At 57.3% G+C, this 14,497-nt stretch carries 13 protein-coding genes; 3 read left to right on the top strand and 10 right to left on the bottom strand.

What is annotated here, in order from left to right; genetic code table 11:
• Positions 1-35: 35 nt before the first annotated feature.
• The 5 genes from MXF20_RS17675 to MXF20_RS17655 form a co-directional block, all read right to left on the bottom strand.
• Complete coding sequence (locus MXF20_RS17675; RefSeq protein ID WP_325970561.1) at positions 36-1,169, bottom strand: glycosyltransferase family 4 protein; 1,134 nt, start codon at positions 1,167-1,169, stop codon at positions 36-38.
• Positions 1,162-2,238 carry a putative lipopolysaccharide heptosyltransferase III gene (gene rfaQ / locus MXF20_RS17670; RefSeq protein ID WP_325970560.1) on the bottom strand — a complete coding sequence of 359 codons (1,077 nt, stop codon included), beginning with the start codon at positions 2,236-2,238 and terminating at the stop codon, positions 1,162-1,164. The genes MXF20_RS17675 and rfaQ overlap by 8 nt, the downstream gene beginning before the upstream one ends.
• A 73-nt stretch (positions 2,239-2,311) precedes the next feature.
• Positions 2,312-3,313 (bottom strand): glycosyltransferase, encoded by a 1,002-nt coding sequence (locus MXF20_RS17665; protein WP_325970558.1) that lies wholly within the window; start codon positions 3,311-3,313, stop codon positions 2,312-2,314.
• Positions 3,294-4,415, bottom strand: coding sequence for a glycosyltransferase family 9 protein (locus MXF20_RS17660; RefSeq protein WP_325970557.1), 1,122 nt, complete (start codon positions 4,413-4,415; stop codon positions 3,294-3,296). The genes MXF20_RS17665 and MXF20_RS17660 overlap by 20 nt, the downstream gene beginning before the upstream one ends.
• 43 nt (positions 4,416-4,458) lie before the next feature.
• Positions 4,459-5,583 carry a glycosyltransferase gene (locus MXF20_RS17655; protein WP_325970618.1) on the bottom strand — a complete coding sequence of 375 codons (1,125 nt, stop codon included), beginning with the start codon at positions 5,581-5,583 and terminating at the stop codon, positions 4,459-4,461.
• Positions 5,584-5,897: 314 nt separating this feature from the next.
• On the opposite strand from MXF20_RS17655, the gene MXF20_RS17650 reads away from it, so the two are divergent.
• Positions 5,898-6,863, top strand: coding sequence for a deacetylase (locus MXF20_RS17650; protein WP_325970556.1), 966 nt, complete (start codon positions 5,898-5,900; stop codon positions 6,861-6,863).
• Positions 6,864-6,876: 13 nt separating this feature from the next.
• Here MXF20_RS17650 and rfaC read toward each other — a convergent pair whose 3' ends face one another.
• The 3 genes from rfaC to rfaD are packed head-to-tail and all read right to left on the bottom strand — an operon-like array spanning position 6,877 to position 9,841.
• On the bottom strand, positions 6,877-7,845 hold the full coding sequence (gene rfaC / locus MXF20_RS17645; RefSeq protein ID WP_325970555.1) for a lipopolysaccharide heptosyltransferase RfaC: 969 nt from the start codon (positions 7,843-7,845) through the stop codon (positions 6,877-6,879).
• A gap of 2 nt (positions 7,846-7,847) precedes the next feature.
• Positions 7,848-8,891 carry an ADP-heptose--LPS heptosyltransferase RfaF gene (rfaF, locus tag MXF20_RS17640; RefSeq protein ID WP_325970554.1) on the bottom strand — a complete coding sequence of 348 codons (1,044 nt, stop codon included), beginning with the start codon at positions 8,889-8,891 and terminating at the stop codon, positions 7,848-7,850.
• Positions 8,892-8,908: 17 nt separating this feature from the next.
• Positions 8,909-9,841, bottom strand: coding sequence for an ADP-glyceromanno-heptose 6-epimerase (gene rfaD / locus MXF20_RS17635; protein ID WP_325970553.1), 933 nt, complete (start codon positions 9,839-9,841; stop codon positions 8,909-8,911).
• 231 nt (positions 9,842-10,072) lie between these two features.
• Between rfaD and MXF20_RS17630 the strand changes: the two genes are divergently transcribed.
• On the top strand, positions 10,073-11,284 hold the full coding sequence (locus tag MXF20_RS17630; protein WP_325970552.1) for a glycine C-acetyltransferase: 1,212 nt from the start codon (positions 10,073-10,075) through the stop codon (positions 11,282-11,284).
• Complete coding sequence (gene tdh / locus MXF20_RS17625) at positions 11,281-12,309, top strand: L-threonine 3-dehydrogenase (RefSeq protein WP_325970551.1); 1,029 nt, start codon at positions 11,281-11,283, stop codon at positions 12,307-12,309. The genes MXF20_RS17630 and tdh overlap by 4 nt, the downstream gene beginning before the upstream one ends.
• Positions 12,310-12,339: 30 nt before the next feature.
• Here tdh and MXF20_RS17620 read toward each other — a convergent pair whose 3' ends face one another.
• Both MXF20_RS17620 and MXF20_RS17615 read right to left on the bottom strand, forming a co-directional pair.
• A complete protein-coding gene (locus MXF20_RS17620; RefSeq protein WP_325970550.1) occupies positions 12,340-13,251 on the bottom strand; it encodes a hypothetical protein in 912 nt (303 codons plus the stop codon).
• Positions 13,244-14,473, bottom strand: a complete 1,230-nt coding sequence (locus MXF20_RS17615; protein WP_325970549.1) for a glycosyltransferase — start codon at positions 14,471-14,473, stop codon at positions 13,244-13,246. The genes MXF20_RS17620 and MXF20_RS17615 overlap by 8 nt, the downstream gene beginning before the upstream one ends.
• Between the last annotated feature and the right edge of the window lie 24 nt (positions 14,474-14,497).

Genomic DNA, 14,497 nt, shown 5'->3' with positions numbered 1-14,497 from the left:
TTAACAGAAACTGACCGCCTGCTCATACCACTTCGTCAACGGCTTTGCAGGACGCGCTGATACAGCGAAGTCAGCGACTGCGCCAGTCTTTGCGGACCATAAGGTTCGATTTTGCGACGCGCGGCTGCGCCCAGCGCTGAATTGTGCGAAAGCGCGGGCGTCGCCATTACCGCTTCGTTTAACGCCTTGATATCCAACGCATCGCAGACAAAACCCTCTTCACCGTTGGTGATAAATTCCGCACCGCCACAGCCGGTACTGGTGATGATTGCCAGCCCGCAGGCCATCGCTTCCAGCACCACATTGGGAAACGGATCGTACAGCGTTGGCAGCAGCAGCGCATCGGCGGCATGGTAAAACGGCTGAACGTCCTGCTGCACGCCCGCGAAGCGCAGGCGATCGAGGCAGTTAAGCTGGTTGGCCAGCTGCTGATAGCGCGCCAGATGTTTGTCCTGACCGACGACAACGAGGTAGCGATCGCTATTAGCGACCGCTTCGATGGCAGCCTTTAGCCCTTTGCGTTCGAAGCCGGAGCCGACGTAGATCATCACCGTGGCATCCTGCGGCAGATTGAGTCGCTGACGCGCGGCGTGGCGCAGCCCTTCGCTGGCGGGCTGAAAACGCTGGCTATCAATGGCGTTATGGATGACGTGAATGTTATCGGCATCCAGCGTGAAGTGACGCAAAATGTCCTGCTTCACCATGTGCGAATTACAAATCACCGCTTTGAGCGAGGGCGCATTGAACATCTCCGCTTCCGCCTGCAGCACATAACGATGGTACGGACTCAGACTGGCGCTCAGTCGCTGCCACGGCGAAACAATGCGTGCGCGCTGCTCCAGCCATACGCGGTGCACACCGTCGCCGGCGCGGAAAATATCGCAGCCGGCAATGCGCTCGTGGCTCTGCACAATATCAAACTGTTCCCGCTCCCAGCAGGCGCGCGCCGCACGAGCAAAGCCGCGTTCACGCGAGATACGGCCGAACTTTGCCGGATTGCAGATGTGCAGGTGCCAGGCCGGATTGGGCGTGCCCTGCCAGCTGCGGGTAATGATGTTGAGGTCGAGCTGCTCGCCGTCCAGCGCTTCCAGCGCGCGTGAGATAAAGCGCTCGGCACCGCCGTCCGGCCGGTATTTCTGCCGGACAATCGCCAGCCGTAACTTAGTCATGCAAAAGGCTCCTGGCGGCGGCAAGCACATCCTCAACCGGGATGGCAGACAGATAGCGCTGCTCGGTATTGGTATTGATCGAATCCGGTGACGGCAGCGGCGCATAGTCGCCCGCCCAGATAACGCGGTTATTGTCGCCCCACGGGCGCCAGTGCTGCAGCTTGGTCGGGCCAAACAGTGCGAGGCACGGCGTTTGCAGCGCGGCGGCCATGTGCATCGGTGCGGAATCCACGCCAATAAACAGCTGTGCAGCGTCGATCAGCGCCGCCAGCTGTGGCAGTGACAGCTGGCCCGCCAGCGATACTACATTCGGCGTGCGGCACAGCGACTGGATATGGGCGATCATCGCCAGCTCTTTCTGATCGGGCGCGGCGGTCAGGACCACGCGGCGGCCATCGGCGGCCAGCGCATCAATCAGCTGCGCCACTTTTTCATCATCCCAGCATTTAAACACCCAGCGCGAGGTGGGCTGCACCACCACAAACGGGCCGCTGACTTGCTGCTGAGCAAGGACATCCTGCACTTTTTGCTGGTCGGCGGCGCTGAAATGCATGGAGGCGGTTGCCCCGGCGGTGGGGATGCCGAGCGGCTGTAGCGCCGTCATGTTTTGTTCTACGGTATGCAGCTGATGGTGACGGTCGGTGGAAACCAGCTGGTTATGGCACCAGCGCCAGAAGGCGTTGTCGCGCTTGCGGTACGCAAAGCCAATGCGCACCGGCGCGCCGGACAGGCCGGTAATAATGGCGCTGCGCCACTGATCGGCCAGATTGATCACCACATCGTAATGGTAGTCGCGCACCGCGCGTACCAGCGCCACCTCATGGCGAAACTTCTGCCAGCCGCCTTCCTTTTTCCAGTTGCGATCGATGATATGCAGCTGACGGATCGCCGGATGCGCTTCCAGCATCGGGCGCGTCTCTTTATACAGCAGCACATCAATGTTGGCCTGCGGATAGCGCTGGCGCAACGCATTGATGGCGGGCGTGGTCAGCAGCATATCGCCATGATGACGCAGCTTAATCAGCAATATATTTTGCGGTGCAAAGTGGGCTGGAATCGGGCTTGCCATACTCAAATCATCTCAAAATTCAGTGAGCTGATTGTAGGGCAAACCCTGTAGGGGTTAAAGCCGCGGTGGGCGCTTATTTATTGCGCCAGCGATAAATGCGGCTTAGCCACAGCAGCAGCTGATACCACTGACGCGCGCCACGCGCATTGCGCAGCATGCGTTTGTGCGTCTGGCTGCTAAACAGATCGGCGATCATTGCCTGGCGCGCCTCAGCATCCGGTTCGCGCCGGATAGCGTGGCACACGCTCAGCGCTTCGCGGGTGATCTGCGCGTGGAAGCTCGGGTAAATCTTCACCTTGTGACGATAGCGCGTATTAATCTCTTCCAGCATGCGCGCGATTTTCAGGTAGTGGCGCTGATAGTCAACGTTGTGCTGGCCGGTACGCTTGCGGTTGCTGATCGACGCATCATGCATGTAATAGCGATACAGCACCTGATCGGTATAGCGCACGCGCTTCACGTTCAGCATGAATTCGGTGGTCCACGGAATGTCCTGATGGTGCAGGCCGGGTTCAAACTGCAAATTGAGCTGCGCGATCAGTTCGCGACGGTAGATGCCCAGCCACACCACATGCAGGTAGCGCCGGGTTTTCAGCGCCATGTTGAGCCACTCCGGGCCGCTTAATACCCCGGTGCTGGTGAGGCGATCCAGCGGAATCATCGGCTTAATTGTCTGGCTGGCTTTAAAAAACCACTCGGCGTTGCACTGCGCGGCGTCCAGCTCATCGCGCTCCGCCATGTCGACCAGCGTCTGGTACATCGCCGGGTCCATGGTGTCGTCGGCGTCGGGGAAGCTGACGTATTTCCCGCGCGCCACCGCCAGTCCGGCATTGCGCGCGCGCGACACGCCACCGTTTGGCTGATGAATCACCTGAATGTGGGGATGTTGCTGCGCCAGCGCATCAGCGCGCTCGCCGGAACCGTCGGTGGATCCGTCATCCACAATGATGATCTCCAGCGACGTCAGGGTCTGTGCCAGCAGCGCAGTAATACAGCCGGTAAGATCGTCACCGGCATTAAACATCGGGATAATAAGGCTGAGTAGCGGGGAGGAGCTATCGGGCTGCGCTGTCATGTTCTTCGTTGTTCCGTCGCGCCAGGCGCTGCTGCTGCCGGGTGCGGATAAAGTCATGGATATCATTTAGCTTGCGTTCATCCAGTTCGAACAGCTGTTCAACCGGATGGGCAAATTTATACTGCGCAGCGAACACAAACGAGGAGGGTGCGATGTGGTTCGGGCCAATCAACAGCACGTCACCCAGCGGCCTTTGCTCCTCTACGCAGCAGGGACCGTAAATTAAAATCACCGGTACCTGTTGTGCATCGGCAATATACACATTGCCGGAATCCGAGGCGATATAGAAATCCATCTCACTAATGGCGGCAGGCAGCGCCTCGAGCGGAATTTTACCGACCAGACTCACCAGATTGTTTCGCTGACCGGCAACTTTAAACAACTCCTGAACGCGTGATTGTTCATTCGGTGCGCCGAAAGCAAAAAAAGTGCAGGGAAGATCGCTCAGGTGGTCGAAAAGCCGTCGCCAGATTAACGGCGGAATGGTTTTGGCCTGATTTCCTGCCGTTACGCTAATACCAATACGGATCCCCTGCGTCTGGGTAATTTCTGCTGGCAGCGTTGCCGGTTGCCACAGTGGCAGCGTGGCGTGTTTGGGATAACTCTCTTTGGTGAAAGAGCGATCGGCCAGTTTCAGGTAGTTTTCCAGCGTTAATGTATTCTTCTCGTGGTATACCACGCCGCTGGCCGTTAAATAAAACAGGCCCTGATAGCCTTTTCGGCGATAGCTGGATAGAAATTGTTTATTGCTGGCATTGCAGCAGGCGGCGATAAATAAATTGAGATTGGTGGGATGCAGCAAATAAATATTGTCGTAGCGGTTGAGCAGTTGCCACACCAGTTTTATTTTTTTCATCAGGCCCGAGCGATGATCTTCAATATACCAGATGTGCTCCAGCGTGGCGTCACGTTCAGCCAGTGGCGCCACGCTATAGCTCAGCAGGGCGTCACTCTTTCCGAGGTGGGATAATAACGGCGTGATATTAATATAGTCGCCGATTTTAGCAGTCTGTATTACCAGGTTTTTTCCGGTCCGGCCATGGACAAACTTCATCACCCATTTGACCGGGGAGAAAAGAATAAACAGTAGTACGTAGCTCAAGTCGTCATCCCCATGATTCGGTCACACCGTCATGGGGGACCGGTTAACTCGAAACGTGCTGCGTGGTTGAAAATGACGTTTCCGCCACCTGGATTAGCTGCAAATATTGCTGACAAACAACGCTCAAACTATAAATGCTTAAGTCCAGATGTTGCAACCTGGGGGGAGTTGTATAAATTTCTCGCATCTTTTCGGCCAGAGATGTTGCATTCATCTCAGCCAGACCGCGTGACAGCTCGCCGGTGAGGATCGACGTCGGGCCGCCCGGACAGCGGGTGCTGACCACGGCGGTGCCGCAGCTCAGGGCTTCGACCAGCACATTACCAAAACCTTCACTGTCGGAACTGACCACTAGCAGGCGTGCATGCCGTATCCAGGGATAAGGGTTGCGCTGAAAACCCTCAAAGCGCACGCGCTCCGCAATCCCTAAATTTTGCGCCTGCTCACGCAATCTTTGCGTTATTTTTTCGCTTCCCTGACCCAGTAAAACCAGCGGTGCGGTAATGCCACTCAGGGCATAGGCCTCCAGCAGGCGGTCATGGCGTTTGGTTTCGTGGAAGCGCCCGACGTGGACCAGAAAATCGGTGCCGGCTAACGGGCAGGGTTCGGCCGCCAGCCGGGCAAGGCACTCAAAATCGAAAGGATTGGCAATCACTTTTGCCTGGCCCGGCTGTACGCCAATGTTTTGCACCATATCGTCAATAACGTACTGTGACACCCCCACGATCTGGTGGTTCTGATAAACGTGCCGGATTTTGAGTCGCTTCAGCCACAACGAGAAGCCGGTTTTACGTGCCAGATACGAGGCGGAAAACACGCCGTGCAGGCAGAACCAGGTTCTGCTCTTGTCCAGAGCATGGGTCTGCCGGACGATACGGTCAGTTTTATGCAGATGAGAGAGAATCAGGTCGAATTTGCCGTGCTGCGCTTCATTCTGGCGCACCGCATTATCCAGCAGGCGAGCGCGGCGCGATGTTTCTGTCAGCTTGCGCCACGGCCGGGTGCAGCGATCGAGGATGACCTGGTAATCCACGCCGGCCGGAATAGGGTAATCACATACCTTCCGCAATGAGAAGATCGAAACCTGGTGCCCCTGACGAAGGAAGCCCTCCGCCAGAGTCAATACGACTTTTTCAGCCCCGCCGCCCGGCAGGCCGTCAATCACCATTAAAATACGTTTCGACAAAATTTTTACCCCTACATGCCAGTCTGCTGTAAAGACATAGCTGCTATCATTCCCGGTGCTATCAGGACTTAATATAAGAAAATTCAATTAATTATTTTTTATGGCCGGGTAATTTTACACGAACGTGCGTTCGGTTAATTGCTAAAATTCAGGCCAGTGATGAGTTTAAATTATTTTAGTTTAACTAACCTTATACCGCTATCGACTTCCCTTTGAACCCGAACGGGAAAAGTTTGCGCCCGCCAGGGGCGTTGCGTACCATAGCGTTTATAACACTGCAATTTACCGGATAAGTTATGGAAAAGCCTGCGTTTTTAATTACCCTCGACACCGAAGGGGATAACCTGTGGCGCAATCGCAGCGGCAAGGTCACCACGCATAACGTCCGGTTTTTGCCGCGCTTTCAGGCGCTGTGCGAAAAGTATGGTTTTAAACCCACCTGGCTGACCAACTATGAGATGGTGAGCGATCCGGCTTATGTCGAGTTCGGGCGCGACCTGCTGGCACGCGGTCAGGGCGAAATCGGTATGCATCTGCACGCCTGGTACAGTCCACCCGAATATGCGCTGACCGACGATGAGTGGCGTTACCAGCCTTACCTGATTGAATATCCGGAAAACGTCCTGCGCGATAAAGTCGCCTTCATGACCGATCTGCTGGAGAACGCCTTTCAGCGTAAAATGACCAGCCATCGCGCTGGCCGCTGGGCGTTTAATGAAGTGTATGCCCGCGCCTTAATTGATCAGGGATATCTGGTTGACTGCTCGGTCACGCCGCGCGTGAACTGGCGTAATGCGCAGGGCGCTCCGCAGGGACACGGCGGAACGGATTACAGCCATTTCCCCGATCGCGCTTATTTCATGGATGAACACGATATTTCCAAACCGGGCAACGGTCCGCTGCTGGAACTGCCGATGAGCATTCAGTATCGCTATGGCACGTTCACCAATCAGCTCAAAAAAGTGTGGAATGGCATCCGCGGCAGGCAGCGTGGACCGTCAGTGAACTGGCTGCGGCCGGTGGGCGGCAATCTGGCCCAGATGAAGCAGGTGGCAGAACAGACGCTCGGTCAGGGTAATGACTACGTCGAGTTTATGCTGCATTCATCCGAATTCATGCCAGACGGCAGCCCCACGTTTAAAACGGAGGCTGATATTGAACGTCTTTATGACGATCTGGAAGGTTTATTCAGCTGGCTGGCGACCCGGACGCAGGGCATGACGCTCACTGAATTTGCGCAGCTGAAGCACCAGCAGCGCTAACGCCGCAAAAGCGTTACAGCGCAATCTCAGCCAGCATCGTCATCACATCGTCGGGATGAATGTCCGCCATGCTGCTGCCCTGAGCGGGCCGCAGCGCATGCTGATTTTTCCCATAGCCGCCAATCAGCCCCGGATCGGTCGGGCCGAACAGCGTGATGTTGGGGCGATCCAGCGCGGCGGTCAGATGGCTCAGACCGGTATCCACCGAGACCACCGCCCGGGCGCCCGCCAGCTGCTGCGCCACCTGCTCCAGCGTCAGCTTCGGCAACACTTCAACGTGATCAAACCCTTCTGCCAGTCGCTGGGCGCGCTGATGTTCATGTTCGGCACCCCACGGCAGCCTGACACGCAGGCCAGTGGGCTGAACCTGCGCGATAAGCTGGCGCCAGTGATCTTCCGGCCAGTGTTTGTTGTCACGCGTTGTGGCATGCAGAAACACCAGATACGGTTGAGCATCCTGCGCTTGCGCCGCGAGGAAATGGCCGGCGATGGCGTAGTCGCCCTGCGTGGCCGGTTTTTCATAGCCCAGGCTTTTAGCGAACAGTTCGCGCGTGCGTTCGACGGCGTGCTGCTGCTTGTCGATCTCATGACGTTTGTCATACCACCAGCTGGCGAACGGTTCACGTGCGCTGCGGCTGTCCTGGCCATGTTTGATGCCTCTGGCCAGACGTGTCACCAGCGCCGCGCTTTTAATCAGCCCCTGGGCATCAATCACCACATCGTACTGGCGAGATTGCAGCTCGCGCTTAAAGCGCACGCGCTCTTCACGCTGCTGGCTGCCAAACCAGTGTTTGCGCCAGCGACGAATCGCCACCGGCAGGACGTTGTCAACGGCCGGATGCCAGCCGGGGATTTGCGCAAAATTCTCTTCCACCACCCAGTCGAAGCGAATGCCGGGAATCGCCTGCATCGCGTCGGTCAGCGCCGGCAAGGTGTGCAGCACATCGCCCATCGACGAGGTTTTAACAATCAAAACGTGCATGGTTACTCCTGCACCGGGTGCAGCAACTCGTTGAGTTCCTGATGCACGCGTGCCGGTTGAATATCAATCAGGCTCTGATGGTAGCCCTCAGCGGCATCGCCTTTGCGCACTTTGTGGTAGCCGGTAATGAGGCGAATGATGCGCGCCTGAGGGGACAGCGGCGGCGTGAAGTCCGGGCTGCTCGGACCATACAGCGCCACCAGCGGCCGGTTGAGCGCGGCGGCAATGTGCATCAGTCCGGAATCATTGCTGACGACCGCAGCACAGTGGGCAAGCAGAATCACCGCCTGCTCCAGCTGCGTTTCACCCGCCAGATTGCGGCAGTGTGCGCGTGCCGTGTCCGGTAGCGCCTGCAGAATCGCCTCGCCGGTTTCCCGATCTTTAGCCGAGCCGAACAGCAGCACCTGATAGCCTTCAGCGATCAGCTGGTCCGCCAGCGCGGCGTAGTGATAGTGCGGCCAGCGCTTCGCGGGACCAAACTCGGCACCGGGGCAGAAGCCGATGGCCGGGCGATCGGCCGACAGCGCAAACTGCGCTGACGTCATGCGCTTTTCATCGTCGTCGACGCGCAGCTGCGGCCACATCAGCGGCTGCGGCAACTGTGCTGCCGCCGCAACCGGCTGGTCATAGCCCAGCGCCACATAGCGTTCCACCATTAAGGGAAACGCGGCTTTGTCCAGCACCCGCACGTCATTCAGCACGCCATAGCGCATTTCGCCGCGCCAGCCGATACGGTGTTTGATGCCGGCAAAAAACGGCACCAGCGCCGATTTAAACGAGTTTGGCAGCACATAGGCGCGATCGTAACCGCTGGCCCGCAGCGCTTTGCCCAGCCGACGACGCTCGCCCAGCGCCAGCGCGCCGTGGCCAAGCGGCATCGCCAGCGCCTGATTCACTTCCGGCATGCGTGACAGCAGCGGCCGGCACCAGGCCGGCGCCATCACATCAATTACCGCCTCGGGATGCGCCTGTTTCAGCGTGCGATAGAGACTTTGCGACATCATCATATCGCCGACCCAGGAGGGGCCAATAACCAGAATTTTCATGGCCGGTGCCGGTTTCCTTATGCGTTTCGGTTCAGCCAGGCCATGTATTCGCCCACGCCCTGCGCAACGGTTTTGAACGGCTTGTCATAACCGGCGGCGCGCAGTTTGCTGAGATCCGCCTGCGTAAAGGCCTGGTAGCGTCCTTTCAGTTTGTCCGGGAACGGGATGTATTCGATCTGGCCTTGCTGGTGGAACTTCAGCACCGCATCCGCCACTTCCTGGAAAGATTCGGCGCGGCCGGTACCACAGTTATAGATGCCGGATACGCCGTTTTCCCAGCACCACAGATTGACCGCCACCACATCATCGACGTGGATGAAGTCACGACGGAAGCTGTCGCTGCCCTCGAACAGCTTAGGATTTTCACCGTTGCTGATCTGCGTATTGAGGTGGAACGCGACGCTCGCCATGCTGCCTTTATGGCCTTCACGCGGCCCGTACACGTTGAAATAGCGGAAGCCGCACACCGGCGAATCCGCTTCCGGCAGAATCTGGCGGACATAGTGGTCGAACAGCATTTTTGAGTAGCCGTACACGTTGAGCGGCTGCTCGTACTGGCGCTCTTCAATGAAGTTTTCGTTACGCCCGCCGTAGGTGGCGGCCGAGGAGGCATACAGGAACGGAATCTCACGTTCGAGGCAGAAGTGCAGCAGATCTTTTGAGTACTGATAGTTGTTGTCCATCATGTACTTACCGTCCCACTCGGTGGTGGCCGAACAGGCACCTTCGTGGAATACCGCTTCGATCGGGCCCAGATCTTCACCTGACATGATGTAGGTGAGGAACTCCTCTTTATCCATGTAATCCGCGATGTCCAGATCCGCCAGGTTCACGAACTTGGTGCCATCTTTCAGATTATCCACCACCAGGATGTCGGTGTGACCGCGATCGTTGAGCGCTTTCACAATGTTGCTGCCAATCATGCCCGCGCCGCCGGTTACGATAATCATATGCTTTGCCTTTAAACAGTTGGGGTGAAACAGGAGGTTTCACGCACGAATACCTAACATCATAACATTTCAGCCCGATGCGGACAGCCAGATGACGCCGATCGCGCTGCACAAATCCTGCGCGCTGCGTGAACTATGCTGCAAAACGGAGATTTCCCTGGCTGAATTGTCGTCCATTTGCTTTTCGATCAGTAATATGTGCCAAAATTTTGCTATCTGAGGAGCAGAATCATGTCCGATCAGTTCTATTCACAACTCCGTCAACAGCTTGAGACAACGCGGCAGGACGGATTGTTCAAACAGGAGCGCACGCTCACCTCGGCGCAGCAGGCGGAAATCAACGTCGCCAACAGCCCGCCGGTGATCAACTTCTGCGCCAATAACTATCTCGGCCTTGCGAACCATCCGGCACTGATTCAGGCCGCCAAAGACGGCATGGACACGCATGGCTTCGGCATGGCATCAGTGCGTTTTATCTGCGGCACGCAGGACAGCCATCAGCTGCTGGAGCGCCGCCTGGCGGAGTTCCTCGGCATGGAAGAGGCCATTCTGTTCTCCTCCTGCTTCGACGCCAACGGCGGGCTGTTTGAGACCCTGCTGGGCGCGGAAGACGCGATTATCTCCGATGCGCTCAATCATGCGTCGATCATTGACGGCATCCGTCTGTGCAAAGCCCAGCGCTATCGTTACGCCAACAATGATATGGCTGAGCTGCGCGCGCGCCTGCAGGAAGCCCGCGACAAGGGCGCGCGGCACCTGCTGATTGCCACCGACGGCGTGTTCTCCATGGATGGCGTGATCGCTAACCTGCAGGGCATTTGCGACCTGGCCGATGAGTTTAATGCGCTGGTGATGGTGGATGACTCACATGCGGTGGGCTTTGTCGGCGCGAGCGGGCGCGGCACGCATGAATACTGCGGCGTGATGGATCGCGTGGATATCCTGACCGGCACGCTGGGTAAAGCGCTGGGCGGCGCGTCCGGCGGCTATGTGGCGGCGAAACGCGAGGTGGTTGAATGGCTGCGTCAGCGCTCGCGCCCTTATCTGTTCTCCAACTCGCTGGCACCGGCGATTGTGGCCGCGTCGCTGCGCGTGCTGGATCTGCTGAACGAAGGCGATGGCCTGCGGCAGCGGCTGTGGGAGAACGCCCGCTTCTTCCGGGAAAAAATGACCGCCGCGGGCTTTACGCTGGCCGGTGCCGATCACGCCATCATTCCGGTGATGCTGGGCGATGCCAAAGTGGCACAGCAGTTCGCCAGCCTGCTCCAGCAGGAGGGCATCTACGTCACCGGCTTCTTCTATCCGGTGGTGCCGCAGGGCCAGGCGCGCATTCGCACGCAGATTTCTGCCGGCCATACGCAGGCGCAGCTGGAGCACGCGGTGGCGGCCTTCACGCGCATCGGGCAACAGTTAGGGGTTATCACTGCAGGAGCCAACGGATGAAAGCACTGGCTAAACTGAAAGCGGAAGAGGGGATCTGGATGGTGCACGACGCACCGGTGCCGGAGCCCGGTCATAACGATCTGCTGATTAAAATCCGCAAAACTGCCATTTGCGGCACCGATGTGCACATTTACAACTGGGATGACTGGTCGCGCAAAACCATTCCGGTGCCGATGATCACCGGTCACGAATACGTGGGCGAAGTGGTTGCCATCGGTCAGGAAGTGAAGGGTTTCGCCATTGGCGATCGCGTATCGGGCGAAGGTCACATCACCTGCGGCCACTGCCGCAACTGTCGCGCCGGGCGCACCCATTTATGCCGCAACACGGTGGGTGTCGGCGTCAACCGGCAGGGCTGCTTCGCCGAGTATCTGGTGATCCCGGCGTTTAACGCGTTCAAAATCCCCGACAACATTTCCGACGAGCTGGCGGCGATTTTCGATCCGTTCGGTAACGCGGTGCACACCGCGCTCTCGTTTGATTTGGTGGGAGAAGATGTGCTGATCTCCGGTGCCGGACCGATTGGCATTATGGCGGCAGCGGTGTGTAAGCACGTCGGCGCGCGAAATGTGGTGATCACTGACATCAATGAGTATCGCCTCGGGCTGGCGCGTGAAATGGGCGTGACGCGTGCGGTCAACGTGGCGCAGCAAAATCTGCGCGAGGTGATGACGGAACTGGGCATGACCGAAGGCTTTGACGTCGGACTGGAGATGTCCGGCGCGCCGCCAGCGTTTCGTACCATGCTGGAGACCATGAATCACGGCGGACGCATTGCGCTGCTGGGCATTCCGCCGGGAGAGATGTCGATAGACTGGAATCAGGTCATTTTCAAAGGGCTATTTATCAAGGGGATTTACGGCCGTGAGATGTTTGAAACCTGGTACAAAATGGCTGCGCTGATTCAGTCCGGCCTCGACCTGACGCCGATCATCACCCATCGCTATCACATCGACGACTTCCAACAGGGCTTCGACGAGATGCGCTCCGGACGTTCAGGCAAAGTGGTGCTGAGCTGGGATTAAACGGCACACCGGCCTGCGGGCCGGTAACGTTCAGGATTGCTGTTTTTCCGCATCGGTCAGGTAACGCACTTTACGCGTGTAGTCCTGGCCTTTGAAGCTCAGCGGCTGGTGCGGATCCTGCAAATATTTTTGCCATTCGCTTAAGGGGAAGCCGCCATGCGCGCCAATCACCTGCGGTGGAATCACGGCCGACTGACCGCCAATGCGTTTCGACACCGGCCAGTTAGCCCATTCACCCAGATTGACCGTGCGGACATCCAGCAGGTCGAGCAGGGCAGCGAGCGGTAGCTGATCGGTTGGCGGCTGGTCGTCGTTCATCAATTCCCAGGTATCATTAAATAACGTCAGCCACAGCGGGCAAATACGCTGCCACGTGCGACGGGAGGCTGCCAGATAGGCGCCATTCACGTGATCCTGCAAATAAGGGCGCACGGCGTGATGATAATAGGCCGGAATATGGTCTTTCGGCGCGCCGGCCAGTTTGGCAATCATCTTGCCCTGACGGAAACTGCTGTACAGATGATGCTCACGCATCGCGATATCCGGCGTTTTTAATAAATTGAGATCGGAGTCGATCATCAATATACCTTCGCCGGTTGCCTGCAACGGCGCCTGAAGTTTAATCAGGCGGCTGCGGTAAATCTGTTTATAGCGGTAGTTTTCTTCACGAAACGGCACCTCCAGCGTCACCACGCGCACTCTTTCCGGCAGTGGCGGAAAAGCGCTGGAAGGCTGATCGCTGACGATGACAATTTCGCTGATGGTCTCAGCGCAGCGGCTGGCAAAATAAGCGCTCAGCACTGCTTCTTCAATATAATCGGCGCCGGTACAGGGAATGACCACGGAGCTGACGGCAATCGAGCCCTGCGCATCCGCCTGCGTGGCGGGAATGTTGTGGCGCGAGAGAATATAGCGACGGTGTTTATTTAAAAAATCAAACATGCTTCTTTCTCTCCATGACGTTTTCCAGAATGTTTTCCACGCCCGATACGTAATGTTCAATGCTATAGCGCTCACGCACCCGCGTCGCAGCGGCGGCGATTAAACGCTGGCGCAGCGCAGTATCCTGCCACAGCGCGCTAAGATGCTGGCTAAGCTGTTGCGTGTTGCCATAGTCAAACAGTAAACCGGTCTTGCCGTGTTGAATTAATTCCGACGTTCCCACAACATTCGAACCTATCACCGCCGTATTCACCAGCATCGCTTCCAGTACCACGCGCGGCAGTCCTTCACTGGCTGAGGCGAGAATAAACGTATCGAATGCCGCCAGATAATCCAGCGCGTTATTTTGAAAGCCGGTGAAAATAACCTGCGCGGCAATCCCCTCTTTTTGCGCCAGCTGCTGCAGAGACTGTTGCTCCGGGCCGGCACCGACGATCACCATCTTCCATTTAGCGGCAGGATGCGCGCGGCTGAATTCACCTAATGCCTGCAAAATATGATGGTTGGATTTACGCGCAATCAGGGAACCGATGGAGCCGAAAATAAAGGTGTCCGCGGCATAAGCAAAGCGCTGACGCACCGCCTCGCGCACCGGCAGCGGCTGATGAATATCGATAGCATTGGATACGGTAAAGCAGCGCTGCGCATCAACACCGCTTTCGCTCAGGGTGCGGTGTACACCCTGTGACACGGCAATCACCGCATCACAGTGCCGATTAATCATGCTGACCAGCGCGCTATTGAGTAACGGGTCAATGCGGCAGTGCTGAATTAACGCCACGGGAGTCTGTTCAGCGGCGAGATAGCCCTCAACGTTGGTGCTGGGCTGATTATTCATGTACAGCGCATCATAACTGCCGTCGCGTAAAATAGCCGCTATCTGGCGGGCATTTGGCTGCATGCGCCACTGGCGATCGATGCGGTCGATGGCGTTTTTTTTCACCGCGCGGTTAAAAAACAGCAGGGTGCGCAGCAACTCTTTACTGATTTTTGCCCAAAGCGGCTGGCGGCGCTGGGCAATAAACATCACCGGAATGCCGATCGCGTCTAATACCGAGGCAATGGTTTCCTGATTGCCGCGCGCATAATTCTGATAAAAGCAGCAGGTGATAGCGAAACGCTGGCGATCGATGCGCTTAAGCAATTCCAGCATGCTGTTAGTGCCGCCGCCCCATTCGCGCCCGGTATCCAGCAGCAGAATTTTCTTTCTGGTTGACGTCATCTGTTCCGATATCCTTGCGCGGAA

The organism is Pantoea dispersa (assembly GCF_035783935.1).
GTDB classification, from domain to species: domain Bacteria; phylum Pseudomonadota; class Gammaproteobacteria; order Enterobacterales; family Enterobacteriaceae; genus Pantoea; species Pantoea dispersa_C.
This window is presented reverse-complemented; position numbering and strand designations above follow the sequence as displayed.

Bases quoted from the DNA above. Each gene is read 5' to 3' on its own strand.
- MXF20_RS17675 (WP_325970561.1), bottom strand. From the start codon at position 1,169: ATGACTAAGTTACGGCTGGCGATTGTCCGGCAGAAATACCGGCCGGAC.
- MXF20_RS17665 (WP_325970558.1), bottom strand. From the start codon at position 3,313: ATGACAGCGCAGCCCGATAGCTCCTCCCCGCTACTCAGCCTTATTATC.
- rfaC (WP_325970555.1), bottom strand. From the start codon at position 7,845: ATGCACGTTTTGATTGTTAAAACCTCGTCGATGGGCGATGTGCTGCAC.
- rfaD (WP_325970553.1), bottom strand. From the start codon at position 9,841: ATGATTATCGTAACCGGCGGCGCGGGCATGATTGGCAGCAACATTGTG.
- rfaF (WP_325970554.1), bottom strand. From the start codon at position 8,891: ATGAAAATTCTGGTTATTGGCCCCTCCTGGGTCGGCGATATGATGATG.
- MXF20_RS17615 (WP_325970549.1), bottom strand. From the start codon at position 14,473: ATGACGTCAACCAGAAAGAAAATTCTGCTGCTGGATACCGGGCGCGAA.
- MXF20_RS17630 (WP_325970552.1), top strand. From the start codon at position 10,073: ATGTCCGATCAGTTCTATTCACAACTCCGTCAACAGCTTGAGACAACG.
- tdh (WP_325970551.1), top strand. From the start codon at position 11,281: ATGAAAGCACTGGCTAAACTGAAAGCGGAAGAGGGGATCTGGATGGTG.
- MXF20_RS17650 (WP_325970556.1), top strand. From the start codon at position 5,898: ATGGAAAAGCCTGCGTTTTTAATTACCCTCGACACCGAAGGGGATAAC.
- MXF20_RS17655 (WP_325970618.1), bottom strand. From the start codon at position 5,583: ATGGTGATTGACGGCCTGCCGGGCGGCGGGGCTGAAAAAGTCGTATTG.
- rfaQ (WP_325970560.1), bottom strand. From the start codon at position 2,238: ATGGCAAGCCCGATTCCAGCCCACTTTGCACCGCAAAATATATTGCTG.
- MXF20_RS17620 (WP_325970550.1), bottom strand. From the start codon at position 13,251: ATGTTTGATTTTTTAAATAAACACCGTCGCTATATTCTCTCGCGCCAC.